The 17,070-nt window shown below is 70.9% G+C and carries 13 protein-coding genes; 11 read left to right on the top strand and 2 right to left on the bottom strand.

The genetic code is table 11. From position 1 onward, the window contains the following. The first annotated feature begins 41 nt into the window (after positions 1-41). From purH to RWH43_RS02145, 3 genes are all read left to right on the top strand, one after another. Positions 42-1,652 carry a bifunctional phosphoribosylaminoimidazolecarboxamide formyltransferase/IMP cyclohydrolase gene (purH, locus tag RWH43_RS02155; protein WP_316000551.1) on the top strand — a complete coding sequence of 537 codons (1,611 nt, stop codon included), beginning with the start codon at positions 42-44 and terminating at the stop codon, positions 1,650-1,652. A gap of 356 nt (positions 1,653-2,008) precedes the next feature. After that, a complete protein-coding gene (locus tag RWH43_RS02150; RefSeq protein WP_316000550.1) occupies positions 2,009-3,052 on the top strand; it encodes a hypothetical protein in 1,044 nt (347 codons plus the stop codon). 246 nt (positions 3,053-3,298) lie between these two features. Next, positions 3,299-4,252: a DMT family transporter gene (locus tag RWH43_RS02145; RefSeq protein ID WP_316000549.1), complete on the top strand. Its 954-nt coding sequence runs from the start codon at positions 3,299-3,301 to the stop codon at positions 4,250-4,252. On the opposite strand, the gene RWH43_RS02140 is transcribed toward RWH43_RS02145, so the two are convergent. Both RWH43_RS02140 and RWH43_RS02135 read right to left on the bottom strand, forming a co-directional pair. Beyond that, positions 4,233-4,751, bottom strand: a complete 519-nt coding sequence (locus RWH43_RS02140) for a DUF1697 domain-containing protein (protein ID WP_316000548.1) — start codon at positions 4,749-4,751, stop codon at positions 4,233-4,235. The two genes, RWH43_RS02145 and RWH43_RS02140, sit on opposite strands and share 20 nt — an antisense overlap. Positions 4,752-4,860: 109 nt before the next feature. Beyond that, positions 4,861-6,288, bottom strand: a complete 1,428-nt coding sequence (locus tag RWH43_RS02135; protein ID WP_316000547.1) for a dihydrolipoyl dehydrogenase family protein — start codon at positions 6,286-6,288, stop codon at positions 4,861-4,863. 184 nt (positions 6,289-6,472) lie between these two features. Between RWH43_RS02135 and RWH43_RS02130 the strand changes: the two genes are divergently transcribed. From RWH43_RS02130 to RWH43_RS02095, 8 genes are all read left to right on the top strand, one after another. Beyond that, the gene (locus tag RWH43_RS02130) at positions 6,473-7,498 is read left to right on the top strand and encodes a LacI family DNA-binding transcriptional regulator (RefSeq protein WP_144829162.1); all 1,026 of its coding nucleotides are present in this window, start codon (positions 6,473-6,475) and stop codon (positions 7,496-7,498) included. A gap of 38 nt (positions 7,499-7,536) precedes the next feature. Beyond that, positions 7,537-8,820, top strand: coding sequence for an extracellular solute-binding protein (locus RWH43_RS02125; protein WP_144782547.1), 1,284 nt, complete (start codon positions 7,537-7,539; stop codon positions 8,818-8,820). Between the two features lies 1 nt (position 8,821). Continuing rightward, entirely contained in the window at positions 8,822-9,796 is a 975-nt protein-coding gene (locus tag RWH43_RS02120; protein ID WP_144782545.1) for a carbohydrate ABC transporter permease, read from the top strand. Further along, entirely contained in the window at positions 9,793-10,620 is an 828-nt protein-coding gene (locus RWH43_RS02115; RefSeq protein ID WP_144782543.1) for a carbohydrate ABC transporter permease, read from the top strand. Before RWH43_RS02120 ends, RWH43_RS02115 begins: the two co-directional genes overlap by 4 nt. Before the next feature lie 2 nt (positions 10,621-10,622). Next, positions 10,623-11,690, top strand: coding sequence for a glycoside hydrolase family 130 protein (locus RWH43_RS02110; protein ID WP_144829154.1), 1,068 nt, complete (start codon positions 10,623-10,625; stop codon positions 11,688-11,690). A gap of 116 nt (positions 11,691-11,806) precedes the next feature. Beyond that, a complete protein-coding gene (locus RWH43_RS02105; protein ID WP_262346174.1) occupies positions 11,807-13,798 on the top strand; it encodes a hypothetical protein in 1,992 nt (663 codons plus the stop codon). A 172-nt stretch (positions 13,799-13,970) separates the two neighbouring features. Continuing rightward, positions 13,971-15,593, top strand: a complete 1,623-nt coding sequence (locus RWH43_RS02100; protein ID WP_144782537.1) for an AlkA N-terminal domain-containing protein — start codon at positions 13,971-13,973, stop codon at positions 15,591-15,593. Next, entirely contained in the window at positions 15,590-16,087 is a 498-nt protein-coding gene (locus RWH43_RS02095) for a methylated-DNA--[protein]-cysteine S-methyltransferase (RefSeq protein WP_230704257.1), read from the top strand. Before RWH43_RS02100 ends, RWH43_RS02095 begins: the two co-directional genes overlap by 4 nt. The last annotated feature ends 983 nt before the right edge of the window (positions 16,088-17,070 follow it).

Here is a 17,070-nt window from a genome sequence, read left to right as displayed (position 1 = left end):
GCTGCGGACGAACCCGACTCGAGACACAGGAGCCGAAAGCCATGGCCGGACCCCGCCACGACCCCGCCGACTACCGTCCCCGCGACATCGTCCCCATCCGCCGCGCCCTCGTGTCGGTCAGCGACAAGACCGGCCTGCTGCAGCTCGGCGAAGCCCTCGCCGCAGCCGGCGTCGAGATCGTCTCGACCGGCGGCTCGGCGACGCTGCTGCGCGACGCGGGCCTCGAGGTCACCGATGTCTCGGCCGTCACCGGCTTCCCCGAGTCGCTCGACGGCCGCGTGAAGACCCTGCACCCCAACGTGCACGCCGGTCTTCTCGCCGACCTGCGCCTGGCCTCGCACGAAGCGCAACTCGACGAGCTCGGCATCCGCCCCTTCGAACTCGTCGTCGTGAACCTCTACCCGTTCGTCGAGACCGTGGCATCCGGAGCCGAGGGAGACGACGTCGTCGAGCAGATCGACATCGGCGGCCCCGCGATGGTCCGCGCCTCCGCGAAGAACCACGCCAACGTCGCCATCGTCGTCTCACCCGAGTCGTACCCCGCGATCATCGACGCCGTGCAGTCGCAGGGCGGCACCACCCTCGTGCAGCGCCGCGAGCTCGCCGCCCGCGCCTTCTCGCACACCGCCGCCTACGACACCGCCGTGTCGACCTGGTTCGCCGAGGGCACGCTCGGCGACGACATCGACCTGCCCGCGCACCTCACGATCCAGGCCGAGCGCCAGTCGACCCTGCGCTACGGCGAGAACTCGCACCAGCGCGCCGCGATCTACACGCGCGTCGGCGGTCACGGCATCGCCCAGGCCACGCAGCTGCAGGGCAAGGAGATGTCGTACAACAACTACGTCGACGCCGACGCCGCCCTGCGCGCCGCCTTCGACATGGTCAAGCCCGCCGTCGCGATCATCAAGCACGCGAACCCCTGCGGCATCGCCGTCGCCGCCCCCAACGCGCTCGACCCGATCGCCTCGGCGCACCTGCGCGCGCACGAGTGCGACCCCGTGTCGGCCTTCGGTGGAGTGATCGCCGCGAACCGCACCGTGACGCTCAAGATGGCCGAGAACCTGCGGGACATCTTCACCGAGGTGATCATCGCGCCCGACTTCGAGCCCGAAGCGCTCGAAGTGTTCAAGCTCAAGAAGAACCTGCGCGTGCTGCGACTGCCCGCCGACTGGACGCAGGAGTCGATGGACGTGCGCCTGGTCTCGGGCGGACTGCTGCTCCAGGACGCCGACCGCTTCCCCGACGACATCGAGTCGGTCGCCAAGAACTGGGAGCTCGTCTCGGGCGAGCGTCCCGCCGAAGCCGACATGGAGAGCCTCATCTTCGCGTGGAAGTCGTGCCGCGCGGTGAAGTCCAACGCCATCGTGCTCGCGCAGGCCTCGGCCACCGTCGGTATCGGCATGGGCCAGGTCAACCGCGTCGACTCGTGCCGCCTCGCCGTCGAGCGGGCCGGCGACCGTGCTGCCGGTTCGGTCGCGGCATCCGACGCGTTCTTCCCCTTCGCCGACGGGCCGCAGGTGCTGATCGACGCCGGGATCTCGGCGATCATCCAGCCCGGTGGATCGGTTCGGGATGCCGAGGTCGTCGACGCCGCGCGCGCCGCCGGCGTCACGATGTTCTTCACGGGAGAGCGTCACTTCTTCCACTGAGCCGTCGCGCTTCGCGCCGCCCTCGTGACCTCGGTTGCGGGGGCGGTGTGGTGTGTGGGGGTGTGGCGTGGATCTTGGCGGTGGCGGGGCGTTGGCGTTGGCGTTGGCGGGGCGTTGCGTGGGTTCGCGGGGTGCGGTTTGGGGCGCACTTTGTCGTTTGGGGCGTGAATTTCCCGCCCCGAACGACGGAATCCGCCCCGAACCCGGAGGGGCGCGAAGCGCCGACGGCGGGGGACGAGTGGATCAAGCGGTAACGCACTCACAAGACCCCGCGAACCGCCAGTGCGAGCTTCCGGCGCGGACGGGTCGATAGCTTTCGGTGAGCGATCGTCGGTCGCGGTGAGGAGTCCGGAGACGTGGCCGGAAGAATGTCGCGAGCGTCGCGCGTGGCGGTGTTGGTGGTCGTCATCGTCGTGCTGCTGGCCTACGCGCTGGGTGCCGGTGTCCTTTTGGGGCTGACCTCTCCTCGAAGAGCGGGCGGGGAGGTGTTCCTCGCGACCGCGGCGATCGGCGGATTCGCCGTCGGTCCGATGCTCATGGGGTCGTGGTTGACCTTTTGGGACCCCCGCAGGTCTCGGGGATCGCGCCAGATGTTCCGCCGGATGTGGATCGTCATGGGCGTCGTCGAGATCGCCTCTGTCGCGCTGATCATCGCGTATGCGGTTCTGGTGGGCGCTCCGACGTGGCTTCCGGTCGTCTTCATCGCCGGGGGAGCCGTGCTGATGGCCGCGGCGTACGCCATCGGCCCTGCGCTGCGGAACGCGGATCGTCATCAGGTCGCCGGCGAGGTGGCGTCGATCTACCCACCGGAAGAGCGACGCCGTGACATCCGTCGCATCGCGCTGACCGCCGTCATCACCTTCGTGATCATGGGAATCCTCTCGCTCTCACTCGGCCTGATCTTCGGGGCGGAGGAGAATTGGTTCCCGCTCGTCGGTCTCCCCATCGCGATGACGCTGTTCATTGGAGGCGGCGTGGGGGCGATGTTCCCGTCCTACCGGCTTGGTCGACGCGCCCGTGCGCTCGTTGACGGCGACCTCGGGCGTCTGCGAGCCATCGGCAAGGTGGTGCTGGGGAACAAGAAGGTGGAGCTCACTCCGGAAGACGAGGAGGCCGCCGCGCGGTACGCACCCGTGGCTCCCGCTCTTCTGACCTACCAGCTGATCTCGCTGGGGGCGCTGATCGCGGGTCAGGGGATCCTGCAGATCAATACTCTCCTGTCGGAGACCTCGGACCCTGCGTTCCGCGTGTTCAGCGCCATCTTCCTCGGACTGGTGATCGTCGGCCTCGCGGTCGTGATCCCGCTGCAACTGCGGCAGATCCGGCGTGCGCAGGCGTACGCGAGCGCCCATCCGGTGCCGAGGTCGGGGGCGACTGCGACTTCGACCGTTGAGGTGTAGCCGAGAAGCGAGCCCGCAATCGCGGCAACTCGCTGGACGCGAAGGCGTACCGGACCGGCGGGTTCGGTGGTGGCAGCGGTCGCGTTCGGGGCGCGTTCTGTCGTTCGGGGCGTGAATCATCCGCCCCGAACGACGGAATCCGCCCCAAACCGGAGGGGACCGCCCCAAACCGGAGGGGACCGCCGCGGGCCACGCGGGGGCGAGTGGACCGCGCGAGCGCGGCGCCCGGTCTCGCAGGGTGGGGGGATGCAGTCGGCATCCGGATATGTCTCGCGACGCGGCCTCGTGTGGGGTGGCCTCGGCGTGGTCGCCTTCTCGTTCACCGTGATCTTCACGCGCGTTGCCGTGGCGCAGCTCGACCCGCTGTTCGTCGGGGCGGGGCGGGCCGTCGTGGCCGCGGCGATCGCGGCGGTCGCACTCGCGGTGACGCGGTCGCGGATGCCGTCGGCCCGGCAGGCCGCACGCCTCGCGATCGTCGGCGGGGGAGTGGTGCTGGGCTTTCCGCTGCTGACCTCGTTCGCCCTGACCTCGGCACCCGCGAGTCATGGCGCGGTCGTGATCGCGGCGCTGCCCGCCGCCACCGCCGTGGCCGCGGTGCTCCGCACGCGCGAGCGACCGGGCCGCGGGTTCTGGATCGCGGCGGCGATCGGAGCCGTCGTCGCCGTGGCTTTCGCCGTCGGCGCTTCGGGCGGTGAGGGGCTGCATGCCACCGATCTGCTGCTGCTCGGCGCGGTCGTGGCCGCCGCCGTGGGCTACGCCGAAGGCGGGGTGCTCGCGCGCGAACTCGGCGCGTGGCAGACGATCTCGTGGGCGCTCGTGCTGTCGAGCCCCGTGATGGTCGGCCTCACCCTCTTCTCCGCGATCCGCACGCCGGTCACCGCGGATCCCGCCGCGTGGGGATCGTTCGCCTACCTCGCGGTGGTGAGCATGTTCCTCGGGTTCGTCGCCTGGTACCGCGGACTCGCGATCGGACCCATGGCGCGCGTCAGCCAGCTGCAGCTCGCCCAGCCGGTGCTGTCGCTGGGCTGGGCGGCTCTCGTGCTCGGAGAGTCGCTGACCCTCGGGACCGTGGCCGGTGGTCTCGCCGTCATCGCGTGCGCGGCGATCGCCGTGACGATCCGTCAGCGCTCGGCGGGCCCTCCGGCACCCGTGTCTCCCGAGGCGACGGATGCCGCTGCGCTCACGCGCTCATCTCGATGAGCTTCGCGACGGTGTTGGCGTTGCGCGCCGTGCCGACGACGCCGAGTCGCTTCTCGATGTAGCTCGCTTGCACCTTCGACCGTCCGATGCCGTCGGGGTAGCGGACGAACACCTCGCGCCCGTCGACCACGACTTCTTCCGGCGCGCCCGTGGGGAGCTCGAGCGTGGTCGTGGCGGCGGGCTGATCGAGGAAGACGGTCTGCACCCAGTGACCCTCGGGGTCGGACGCGAACGGATTGCGCGCGTGCGCGTCGGCGAGCTCGGCGTGGGTGCGGACGATGACGGGCAGGTCGAAGCCGAACCCCTCCCGCACCGCCGCGCGGACCGTCTTCGCGATGGTGGCGGAGCTGCGTCGCCCCGGGTCGAGCACGAGGTTGCCCGCGACCTGCAGCGTGTCGACCTCGCCCAGACCGGCGGATGCCAGGACCTCGCGCAGCGCGGGCATCTTCATCGCCGTGGGTCCACCGACTCCACGGATCAGGGCGATGAGGCGTGACATGAAGCGACCGTATTCCGTCGGCACCGGGTGAGGAGAGGGCGGATCCGGGCGCGACAGATCAACGCCCGGCTCGCTCGAGCGTCGAGCGACAGCGCGCGCCCGCCCCGCCTCAGGCCGAGTCGCGACCCAGGGTCTCGAGCAGGCGCAGCCACACCTCGCTGACCGTCGGGTACGACGGCACCGCGTGCCACAGACGCTTCACCGGCACCTCGCCGACGATCGCGATGGTCGCGGAGTGCAGCAGCTCGGCGATGTCGGGGCCGACGAAGGTCGCACCGACCAGCACGCCTCGGTCGAGGTCGACGATCGCGCGGGCCTTTCCGACGTAGGCGTCGGACTGCTCGCTCGAGCCGGCGATGCTCGCGAGGTCGTAGTCGACCACCTTGACGTTCAGGCCCTTCTCGTCGGCCTTCTTCGCGGTGAGACCGACGGATGCCACTTCGGGGTCGGTGAACGTCACCTGCGGCACGGCGTCGTGGTCGGCGGTCGCCACGTGAGCGCCCCACGGAGCGTCGTCGATCTTGTCGCCCTTCGCACGGGCGGCGATCACGTCGCCTGCCGCGCGCGCCTGATACTTGCCCTGGTGGGTCAGGAGCGCCCGGTGGTTGACGTCGCCCACGGCGTACAGCCAGTCGAAGCCGCGGACGAGGAGGGTGTCGTCGACCTCGAGCCATGTGCCCGGCTTGAGGCCCACGGCATCCAGCCCCAGATCCTGCGTGCGGGGCGTGCGACCGATCGCGACGAGCACCTCGTCGGCCGTGACGGTCGTGCCGTCGGAGAGCTCGAGCGTGGCGCGGCCGTCGTCGTCGCGACGAGCGGAGGTAATGTCGGCGCCGGTCTTGACGGTGACGCCGCGCTCGCGCAGGGAGTCGGTGACGAGCTCGCCGGCGAACGGCTCGTTGCCGCCGAGCAGGCCGGAGCGCGCGATGATCGTGACCTCGCTGCCGAGACTCTGGAACGCGGTGGCCATCTCGGCGCCGACGACGCCGCCGCCGATGATCGCGAGGGATGCGGGGATCTGCTCGACGGCGGTGGCCTCGCGACTCGTCCACGGTGAGATGTCGGCGAGGCCCGGGATGTCGGGCAGGAGCGCAGCCGACCCGGTGCAGACCGCGACCGCGTGGCGCGCGACGAGGTCGGTGGTCGTGCCGTCGGCGGCGGTGACCCGCACGGTCTTCTCGCCGGTCAGGGTGCCGTGGCCGCGCACGAGGTCGATGCCCGCGCCCTGCAGCCACTGCACCTGACCGGAGTCGTCGTAGTTGCTGGTCATGGTGTCGCGACGGCGGAGCACGGCCGCGACGTCGAGGTCGCCCGTGACCGCCTGCTTCGCCCCGTCGACGTCGCGTGCGGCGCGCAACGCGGCCGCGCTGCGCAGCAAGGCCTTCGACGGCATGCAGGCCCAGTACGAGCACTCGCCGCCGACGAGCTCGGACTCGACGATGACGGCGGTGAGGCCGGCCTGCACGGCATGGTCGGCCACGTTCTCGCCGACGGGGCCGGCACCGATGACGATGAGGTCGTATTCGCGTTCGCTCATGTCGCTCAGGCTACTCAGGGGGTCCGACATCGGGCGGGGGTTGCGCTGCCCACCCGCGCGCGGATTTCCGAGCCAACCGCACCCTGGGGGAACCCTGCAAGGTCTTGACTCCTATCCCTGAACCGGTTTAGAGTTCTGACTACTGAACCGGTTTAGGCCGCAGGCCCCCACGACGGAGTGACGGATGACGAACGACACGCGACCCACCATCGCCGATGTCGCGCGCCGCGCCGGCGTGAGCAAGGGCCTCGTCTCGTTCGCGCTGAACGGCCGCGCGGGCGTCGCCCCCGACACCCGCGACCGCATCCTCGCCGTCGCCGCCGACATGGGCTTCAGCCCCAGCCTCCGGGCTCGCTCGCTCAGCGTCGGCCGGGCGTTCGCGTGCGGTCTCGTGATCGGTCGCAGCCCCGACGTGATCGCCGCCGACCCCTTCTTCCCCTCATTCATCGCGGGCGTCGAAGACGAGTTCTCGGTCTCGGGCCAGGTGCTCGTGCTGGCCGCGGCCACCCCCGGTCGCCACGAGGAGGAGACCTACCGCGGCCTGGTCGCCGATCGCCGCGTCGACGGCGTGATCCTCTCCGACCTCCGCGCGGGCGACCCCCGCATCGCGCTGGTCGCCGAGCTCGGCATCGCCGCCGTCACACTCGGCGTCCCCGACGTCGACAGCCCCTTCACCTCGGTGTCGGTCGACGACGGAGCGGGCATCCGTCTCGCGGTCGACCACCTGGCCGACCTCGGCCACACCGACATCGCCCACGTGGCGGGCCCCACCGCGATGCTCCACGGCCGCAGCCGCACGGCGGCGTTCGAGGCGGCGGCTGCAGACCGCGGCATCCGGTCCCGGGTCGTGCCGACCGACTTCAGTGCGGCCGACGGCGCCCGGGCCACGGATGCGCTGCTCGACGCCGACGTGCCTCCGACGGCGATCGTCTACTCGAACGACAATATGGCCATCGCCGGCCTCGGTCGTGCGCAGCGCCGCGGGCTGGTCGTGCCCCGCGACCTGTCGATCACCGGGTTCGACGACGCCGAGATCGGCCGCCACCTCTTCCCGGCCCTCACCAGTGTCGCCACCGACGCGCGGGGCTGGGGGGCCGCCGCCGCTCGCGCGCTGCTGGCCGCCACCACGGGCGGTGCTGCCGAGGCCCTCGCTTTGCCTGATCCCCGACTCATCGTCCGCGCCTCGACCGGGGCGCCGCCGACCGCTTGACGCACCGCGGGGCATCCCGCACACACAAGGAGGAAGACATGCGACGACGCATTCTGACCACAGCACTCGCCGCCACCGGCGTCTTGGCCCTGTCCGCCTGCAGCGGCGGGGGAGGAGCCAGCTCGGGCATGGACGCCCGCGGCCCGATCACCATCTGGTACTCCAACAACGACGCCGAGATCGCGTGGGGCGAGCAGATGGTGAAGGCGTGGAACGACGCCAACCCCGACCAGCAGGTCACCGCGCAGGAGATCCCCGCCGGATCCTCGAGCGAAGAGGTCATCGGGGCCGCGATCACCGCCGGCAACGCGCCGTGCCTCATCTTCAACACCTCGCCCGCGGCCGTCCCGGGCTTCCAAAAGCAGGGCGGACTGGTCAACCTGTCGGACTTCCCCGACGGCGAGCAGTACATCACCGACCGCAGCGGCGACCTCGCCGACCAGTACCGCTCCGACGACGGCGGCTTCTACCAGCTGCCGTGGAAGAGCAACCCGGTCATGATCTTCTACAACAAGGACCTCTTCGCCCAGGCCGGACTCGACGCCGAGAACCCGAAGCTGTCGACCTACGACGACTTCCTCCAGACCGCGCAGACCCTGAAGTCGGCCGGGGTCGCGCCGTACGCGATCAACCCGGCGCCCACGAGCGAGTTCTTCCAGTCGTGGTTCGACTTCTACCCGCTCTACGCCGCGCAGACGGGCGGCAAACAGCTGGTCGAAGACGGTCAGGCGACCTTCGACGACGCGAACGGCGAAGCGGTCGCCGACTTCTGGCGCACCATTTACAGCGACCAGCTCGCCGGCAACGAGCAGTACCAGGGCGACGCGTTCGCCGACGGCCAGGCCGCTATGGCGATCGTCGGGCCGTGGGCCATCTCGGTCTACAAGGACAAGGTGAACTGGGGCTCCGTGCCCGTGCCGACCGAGAAGGGCACCGCCGCCTCCGACACGTGGACCTTCAGCGACGCGAAGAACGTCGGCCTGTTCACCGCGTGCGAGAACAAGGCCACCGCGTGGGACGTGCTGAAGTTCGCCACGAGCGAGGAGCAGGACGGCACCTGGCTCGAGGAGACCGGACAGATGCCGCTGCGCACCGATCTCACGACGACTTACGCCGATTACTTCTCGGCCAACCCCTCGTACCAGCAGTTCGGTGACCAGGCCGCCCGCACCGTCGAGGTGCCGAACGTGCAGAACTCCGTGGAGATCTGGCAGGCCTTCCGCGACGACTACTCGAAGGCCGTCATCTTCGGCGAGGGCGACGTGAAGACGTTCCTCTCGGATGCCAAGACCCAGATCGATCAACTCGCGGCAGGGAAGTGACATGACCACGTCCGTCGCCGGCACGGCCGGCCGCACCGGGGGCGACCCCGGGCGGCCGGGCCGTGCGGCGGGCGCGGAGACCACGACCAAGACGCGGCGCCGCCCGTTCGGTGCGCAGCCGCTCGGCATCCTGTTCTCCGCCCCGTACCTGATCTTCATCGGGGTCGTCTTCGCGTACCCGATCATCTTCGCGGTGTGGATGTCGTTCCACGACTACTTCTTCACCGCTCCGGGTGCCAACGTCGACCGGCCGTTCGTCGGCTTCGACAACTACGTCACCGCTTTGAGCGATCCCGACGTGTGGCGGGCCTTCGGCAACGTCGGCGTCTTCCTGCTCATCAACGTGCCGCTCACCGTGGTGCTCTCGATCCTGCTCGCGACGGCACTCGACCGCGCGGTGCGCGCCCGCGCGTTCTTCCGGGTGGCCTTCTACGTGCCCTACGTCACGGCATCCGTCGCCGTGGTCGCCGTGTGGCTGTTCCTGTTCTCGAACACGGGCCTGGTCAACAACGTGCTCGGGCCGCTCGCGCCGAACCCGTCGTGGCTGGTCAACTCCGCGCTGGCGATGCCCACGATCGCGCTGTTCGTCACCTGGAAGGGCCTCGGGTTCTACATCCTGCTCTACCTCGCGGCCCTGCAGAACGTGCCGCGCGAGCTGCACGAGTCGGTCGCGGTGGACGGGGGCGGGCGCATCCGCCAGTTCTTCTCGGTCACCGTGCCGGGCGTGCGGCCCGCGACGTTCCTCGTGCTGCTGCTGTCGACCATCACGGGCGCGAACCTCTTCACCGAGCCCTACCTGCTCACGAGCGGCGGCGGACCCAACGGCGCGTCCACGTCGCCCGTGCTCCTCATCTATCAGAAGGGCATCGAACAGCAGAACCCCGACGTGGCCGCGGCCATCGGCGTGGTGCTGATCATCTTCGTGCTCGTCATCGCGCTGCTGCAGCGCCGGTTCGTCGGAAGGGAGGAATCATGAGAAGCAAGATCGTCACGTACAGCGTGCTGACCGTCGGTGCGCTCGCCTTCCTGTTCCCCTTCTATTACATGATCGCCGGGTCGCTGCAGACGAGCCCCGACACCTCGATCGCGGGGGCGTTCCCGCACCCCTCGAACCTGACGGTGGAGAACTACACCGCGATCGACGGGCGCATCAACCTGCTGCAGGGCCTGGCGAACTCGGGCATCTTCACCGGCGGCGTCATCCTCGGCACGCTCGTGTTCGGCGTGCTCGCCGGATACGCGCTCGCAGTGCTGAGGTGGCGCGGGCGTTCCGCGACCTTCGCGCTCGTGCTGCTGGTGCAGGTGATCCCGTTCCAGCTGCTGATGATCCCGCTCTACGTCATGATCGCCCGCGATTACGGCCTGAGCGACAGCTACCTCGGCATGATCCTGCCGTTCTTCATCAACTCCACGGCCGTGGTCATCTTCCGCCAGTACTTCCTGCAGCTGCCCAAGGAGCTCTTCGACGCCGCCCGTATCGACGGCGCCAACGAGTTCCGGTTGCTGTGGAGCGTCGCGCTGCCCCTCGTGCGCCCGGCGCTGCTGACCGCGGTGCTGTTGACCTTCATCGGTCCGTGGAACGAGTTCCTCTGGCCGTTCCTGATCACGAAGGACGCCACGATGCAGCCCCTGGCGGTGTCGCTGGCGAACTTCATCTCGAACATCGCGGCATCCACCACCAACCCCTTCGGCGCCATGATGGCCGGCGCCGTCGTGCTCGCCGCACCCGCGGTGGCGCTGTTCCTGATCTTCCAGCGCTACTTCACCTCGAACGACCTCGGATCCGGAGTGAAAGGATGACAATGACCCCCGAATCCCCCGTCCCCTACCGCCTCACGCGCGTCGGGGTGGTGATGACCCCCGAGCCCGGCAACGCCGACGAGGCCGAGGGCGTGCTCAACCCGGCATCCGGACGCGGCCCCGACGGCCAGCTGTACCTGCTGCCCCGCCTGGTCGCGGAGGGAAACGTCTCGCGCGTCGGCATCGCCCGCGTCGTGATCGACGACGGCGTGCCCGTCTCGGTCGAGCGCGAGGGCATCGTGCTGCAGCCCGATCGCGGGTGGGAGCGCGGCGTCGGCAACGCCGGCACCGAAGACCCCCGCACCACGTGGATCGAAGCACTGGGCCTGCACGTGATGACCTACGTCGCCTACGGCCCGCTCGGACCCCGCACGGCCGTCGCCGTGTCGGAGGACCTGCGCGAGTGGAAGCGGCTGGGGCCGGCGATGTTCCGCTACCAGGACGACCTCGACATGGACCTCAACCTGTTCCACAACAAGGACACGGTGTTCTTCCCCGAGCCGGTCACGGCGCCCGACGGCACCGAGTCGCTCGCGGTGCTGCACCGCCCGATGTGGGACCTCGGCGAGACCAAGCCCGGCCAGGGCGTGCGCGTGCCGGCCGGGATCGAAGACCAGCGGCAGTCGATCTGGATCAGCTACGTGCCCCTCGAGGCCGTCCGCGACGACCTCTCGGCGCTCGCCCTCTGGGGACAGCACCGTTTCGTCGCCGGGCCGCAGTACCCCTTCGAAGAGGTCAAGATCGGTGGCGGTCCGCCGCCGCTGCGCATCCCCGAGGGGTGGCTCGTGCTGCACCACGGGGTGACCGGCGTGATCGACAGCGCGTTCTCGCAGCAGCAGAAGGTCAACTACGCCGCCGGGGCCTTGATCCTGGATGCCGCTGACCCCAGCCGCGTGATCGCGCGCACGCCCGAGCCGCTCCTGGCTCCCGAGACCGACGACGAGCGCAGCGGCATCGTGCCCAACGTCGTGTTCCCGACCGCGATCGAGGAGATCGACGGTCGTCACTTCGTGTTCTACGGCATGGCCGACTCGAAGATCGGCGTCGCCCTGCTCGAGCGCACCGACTGAGTACGGCGCGGCTCCGGCCCTCCCGGGTTCCCCTGTCGGGACCGCGTCGGCCGGGGTCGCGCACCCCACCCCTCGAAAGGATCCCCCTCCCCATGAACGCACGATGGAGTGCGCGAATGACGGCCGTACTGGGCGTCGCCGCCCTCGCCGTCCCGCTGACCACCGCCGGAGCCGCCGCGCCCCAGGCGGTCGGAGTGCCCGCCGCCGCGGCATCCGGTGCTCTGACCAACCTCGACCACCTCGACTTCCTGCTCGACGAAGCGACGCCGCCCGCCGATGTCGCCGGTCACTCGACCTACCGACAAGCCGAGGAACCCACGATCCTCGCGCCGTGGACCTACGCCGACGCCCGCGACGGCGGCACCTTCCAACGCGTGGGCGGCGGTCCGCTCGACCCCGCGACCGGCGACTGGGGCCAGGGCGCCTTCAACGCCGACGACAACACCCGCGCGGCCGTCGTCTACACCCGGCACTGGGAGCTCACCGGCGACCCCGACAGTCGGCAGAAGGCGTACGAGCTGCTGCGCACCGTCGCGTACCACCAGACGACCGAGGGTCCCTCGGCCGGCAACGTCGTGCTGTGGATGCAGCCCGACGGAAAGCTCAACCCCTCGGCCGAGCCCGTCGAGCTGCCTGATCCTTCCGATTCCGGACCCAGCTACTGGACCGCCCGCACCGTCTGGGCCCTCGGTGAGGGGTACGCTGCGTTCGCCGACGACGACCCCGCGTTCGCGTCGTTCCTCAAGGACCGCCTCGCCCTCTCGCGCGGCGCCATCGAACGCGACGCGCTGTCGAAGTACGGGCAGTACGTCGAGTCAGACGGCGAGAAGGTGCCCGCGTGGCTGATCGTCGACGGGGCGGATGCCACGGCGGAAGCGGTCCTCGGACTCGCGGCGGCCGTGCGCGCCGGTGACGACACTTCCGCCACCGCGGCGCGTCAGCTCGCGGAGGGCGTGGCCGCCATGGCATCCGGGAACACCCGCCAGTGGCCGTACGGTGCCGTCCTGCCGTGGGCCCAGTCGCCCGCGATGTGGCACGCGTGGGGCTCGCAGATGCCCGCAGCGCTCGCCGAGGCCGGCGACCTGTTCGGCGACGACGCGCTGGTGAAACCGGCGATCGCGGATGCCACGGGCTTCACCACGACGCTGCTCACCGCCGGCGGGCCCGACAACGGATGGTTCCCGAGCCCCACCGACCGCGTGCAGATCGCCTACGGCGCCGACTCGCGCGTGCAATCGCTGCTCGCGCTCGCCGACACGACGGGATCGGCCGCATTCGCCGAGCTCGCGGGCATGCAGGCCGCCTGGTTCTTCGGAGCCAACCACGCCGGGGCGCAGATGTACGACCCGGCGACCGGAGTCACCTACGACGGCCTCCAGCCCGACGGCACGGTCAATCGCAACAGCGGAGCCGAGTCGACCATCCACGGCCTGCTCACCGCGCTCGCGCTCGACGCCCACCTCGCGGTGGCGGAGCGGGCGACGGCCCTGACCTCGGTCGAGAGCCGCGTGGGACTGTCGTACGTCGAGGCCGAAGACGCCGTGCGCACCGACGGCGCCGTGTTCACTCCGGAGTCGTCGTGGACGGGGGAGTCGAGCTGGTCGGGCGACGGCCTGACGCTGGGAGCACGTCAGAGCGCCACCTGGGACATCGGCGCCTCCGACACCGGACGATGGATCGAGCCCGTCGTGTGGACCGAGCCGGGTGAGAAGTCGCAGTCGACCTGGCGCGGCGGCGGCGCGCTGAAGATCACCGGGCCCGAACAGGGCATCTCACCGACGCCGGGCGCTCTGCTGCCCTACGCGCTCACGGCGCCCGCCGCGGGCAAAGGTTCTCAGGTCGACGTGAAGGTGCAGAAGGGCGAGCTCACGCTCGACGGGCTGATCGTCCGGCCCTGGATCTCGCGCCTCGTGCTGGGTGGAGACGCTCGCAGCGAGCTCGTGCACTCGAGCGCGGTGGGGCCGCAGCGCACCGGCATCGGTGCTGCGGGAGTGGCTTCGACCGTGTCGGTCTATGACGCCTCGGGCACGCTGGTGCGCAGCACGTCGACGAGCGGAACGGTGACCGTGGTCGTGCCCCCGGGTGGATTCGCGATCGCCCAGGGGTGAGTGCGGCGGATCGGCCGGGTCCTTCGGGGCTCGGCCGATCTTGTGCGCGCTGTCGCTGGGCGGTGTTGCGGCGCCGTGGGGCCGGCGGCCTCGGGGCGTGCCCGTCAGCCGCGTCACGGCCGTGTCCGATTTCCGCCAGCGGATGTCGGAGGTCAATGACAGGGTGGATGCCATGACCACCACCGCCGCCGCCCTTCCCGGCTTCGCCGAGCGCTACCGCGTCATCCAGTCGCGCGATCGCCGGTTCGACGGCCAGTTCGTCACGGCGGTGAGCTCGACCGGCATCTACTGTCGCCCGAGCTGCCCCGCACGCACCCCGAAAGAGCAGAACGTCACGTTCTACGCGACCTCCGCGGCCGCGCACGAGGCCGGGTACCGAGCGTGCAAGAGGTGCCTGCCCGAGGCGGCACCCGGGTCGCCGCTCTGGGACGTGCGGGGCGACGTCGTCGCGCGGGCGATGCGCCTGATCGCCGACGGGGTGGTCGACCGCGAGGGCGTGCCCGGTCTGGCCCAGCGGTTGGGCTACTCGTCGCGCCACCTCACGCGCCTGCTCCAGGCCGAATTGGGCGCCGGTCCTCTCGCGCTGGCTCGAGCGCATCGCGCGCACACCGCCCGCGCCCTGCTGGTGGGCACCGACCTGTCGTCGGCCGACGTGGCGTTCTCGGCGGGTTTCTCGAGCGTGCGGCAGTTCACCGACACGATCGGCGAGGTGTTCGGCATGCCCCCGCGCGAGCTGCGCGCCCGCCGGCCGCACTCCTCGGGCGTCGAGGCCGCCGCGGGCGAGATCGACCTCGCCCTGCCGGTGCGCGGGCCGATCGACACGGTCGGGCTGTTCGGGTGGATGCGCGCGCACGCCATCCCCGAAGTCGAGGTCGGTGCCGACGCCTCCTTCGCTCGCGTCGTGCGCCTTCCCGGCGGACCGGCGTGGTTCGAGGTGCGCCTGGCCGACGACGGGCGCCTCCGCCTGCGAGCTCGACTGTCGGCGCTCGCCGATCTCGGCACCCTCATCTCCCGCGTGCGGCGCCTGTTCGACCTCGACGCCGACCCGCTCGCGATCGACGAGGCGCTCGCCCGGCATCCGCAGCTGGCGCCCGCCGTCGCCGCCATCCCCGGCGTGCGGGTGCCCGGCGCGATCGACGCCGACGAGATGCTGCTGCGCGCCATGATCGGCCAGCAGATCAGCGTGGCCTCCGCCCGCACCATGCAGGGCCGTCTGACCGCTGCGTTGGGGGAGCAGGTCGGCGTCGGCCCCGAACCCATGACGCTGTTCCCCACGCCCGCCGCGATCGCGGAGCGCGGGCTCGAGGTCCTTCGGGGGCCGGCCGCCCGCATGCGCGCGATCGTCGAGGCGGCCGAGGCGCTGGCCGACGGCAGCCTGACCCTGGGCTTCGGCGACGACGGGGTCGACCAACGCCAGCGGTTGCTGGCGCGGCGGGGGATCGGACCGTGGACCGCCGACTACGTGCGCATGCGCGTGCTCGGCGACCCCGACGTGCTGCTGCCCGGCGACGTCGCCGCGCGCGCCGGTGCCGCGGCACTCGGGCTGCCCTCCGATCCCGCGGGCTTCACCGAATGGTCCGAACGCCTGTCGCCCTGGCGCAGCTACGCCATGGCGCACTACTGGTACGCCGCCCCCGTCACCCAGGCGTGGAGGTCGCCCGCAGAGACCGCGGCGGCCGTCGTGGCCCGACCCCGGCGTGCGCGCACCCGACGAGCCGCAGACGTCGCGGCATCCGACGTCGAACGCCCCTCATCCCTCACCCGCCCCTCGACCGGAAGCGAGACCCCCGAATGACCACCGCGATCCTCGAATTCGTCGACACCCCCGACGGTCCCTTCGCGATCCTCGCCGACGAGGCCGATCGCGTCATCGTCTCGGGCTGGACGGCCGACACCGACGCCGTCCTCGCGCGGTTGCGGCCCGAGCGGCGGCCAGAGCGCGTCGTAAGCGGCGGTACGGGGGCCGCCCCTGCCGTGCGGGCGTACTACGACGGCGACATCGCCGCGATCGACGCCGTCGCCGTCGCGCAGACCGGCACGCCCCTGCAGCGAGCGGGGTGGCAGGCGCTGCGTTCCATCACCCCCGGCGCACCGCTGACGTACACCGGCTTCGCGGCGGCCCTCGGGTCGCCGACTGCCGTGCGCGCCGCAGCCTCGATCTGCGCGCGCAACGCCGTCGCGCTGTTCGTCCCCTGCCACCGCGTGCTGCGCGGAGACGGGACGCTCGGCGGCTTCGCGTGGGGCACGGGGGTGAAACAGAGCCTGCTGGCGCGCGAATCGGCGGCCTGACCAGTGGGAGAGGTGGCTGAGCCTGTCGAAGCCACCGGAGGGCTGCGGGTTCCGGTCCCGGGCGGGGGAGGTGGCTGAGCCTGTCGAAGCCACCGGTGGGACTGCGGGTTCCGGTCCCGGGTGGGGGAGGTGGCTGAGCTTGTCGAAGCCTCCGGGCGACTGCGGGTTCCGGGCCCGGGTGTGGGAGGCGGCTGAGCTTGTCGAAGCCTCCGGGCGACTGCGGGTTCGGGGCCCCGGGCCGGGTGTGGGAGGTGGCTGAGCTTGTCGAAGCCACCGGGCGACTGCGGGTTCCGGTCCCGGGTGAGGGAGGTGGCTGAGCCTGTCGAAGCCACCGGTGGGACTGCGGGTTTCGGTCCCTTCGACAGGCTCAGGGACCTGGGTCGGGGACTGCGGGTTCCGGTCCCTGGCCCGGGTGTGGGAGGTGGCTGAGCTTGTCGAAGCCTCCCGGCGACTGCGGGTTCCGGTCCCGGGTGAGGGAGGTGGCTGAGCTTGTCGAAGCCACCGGTGGGTCTGCGGGTTCCGGTCCCTTCGACAGGCTCAGGGACCTGGGCCGGAGACTGCGGGTTCCGGTCCCTTCGACAGGCTCAGGGACCTGGGTCGGGGACTGCGGGTTCCGGTCCCTTCGACAGGCTCAGGGACCTGGGTCGGGGACTGCGGGTTCCGGTCCCTGGCCCGGGTGTGGGAGGTGGCTGAGCTTGTCGAAGCCTCCGGGCGACTGCGGGTTCCGGTCCCGGGTGAGGGAGGTGGCTGAGCCTGTCGAAGCCACCGGTGGGACTGCGGGTTTCGGTCCCTTCGACAGGCTCAGGGACCTGGGCCGGAGACTGCGGGTTCCGGTCTCTTCGACGGGCTCAGGGACCTGGGTGGGGGCCGGGAGGTGCCGGGTCGCGTCGGCCGCCGCAAGAAATCCTTGCCCCCAGCAATCTCTCAGGGATAGTCTGGAGGGCTGCCGTCCCCCCGGCGGAAGCTACACCAACTGAGGAGGA

This window comes from Microbacterium algihabitans, assembly GCF_032464975.1.
In the GTDB taxonomy this organism is placed as follows: domain Bacteria; phylum Actinomycetota; class Actinomycetes; order Actinomycetales; family Microbacteriaceae; genus Microbacterium; species Microbacterium algihabitans.
Note: the sequence above shows the minus strand (reverse complement) of the source record. Positions and strands in the feature narration are given on the sequence as shown.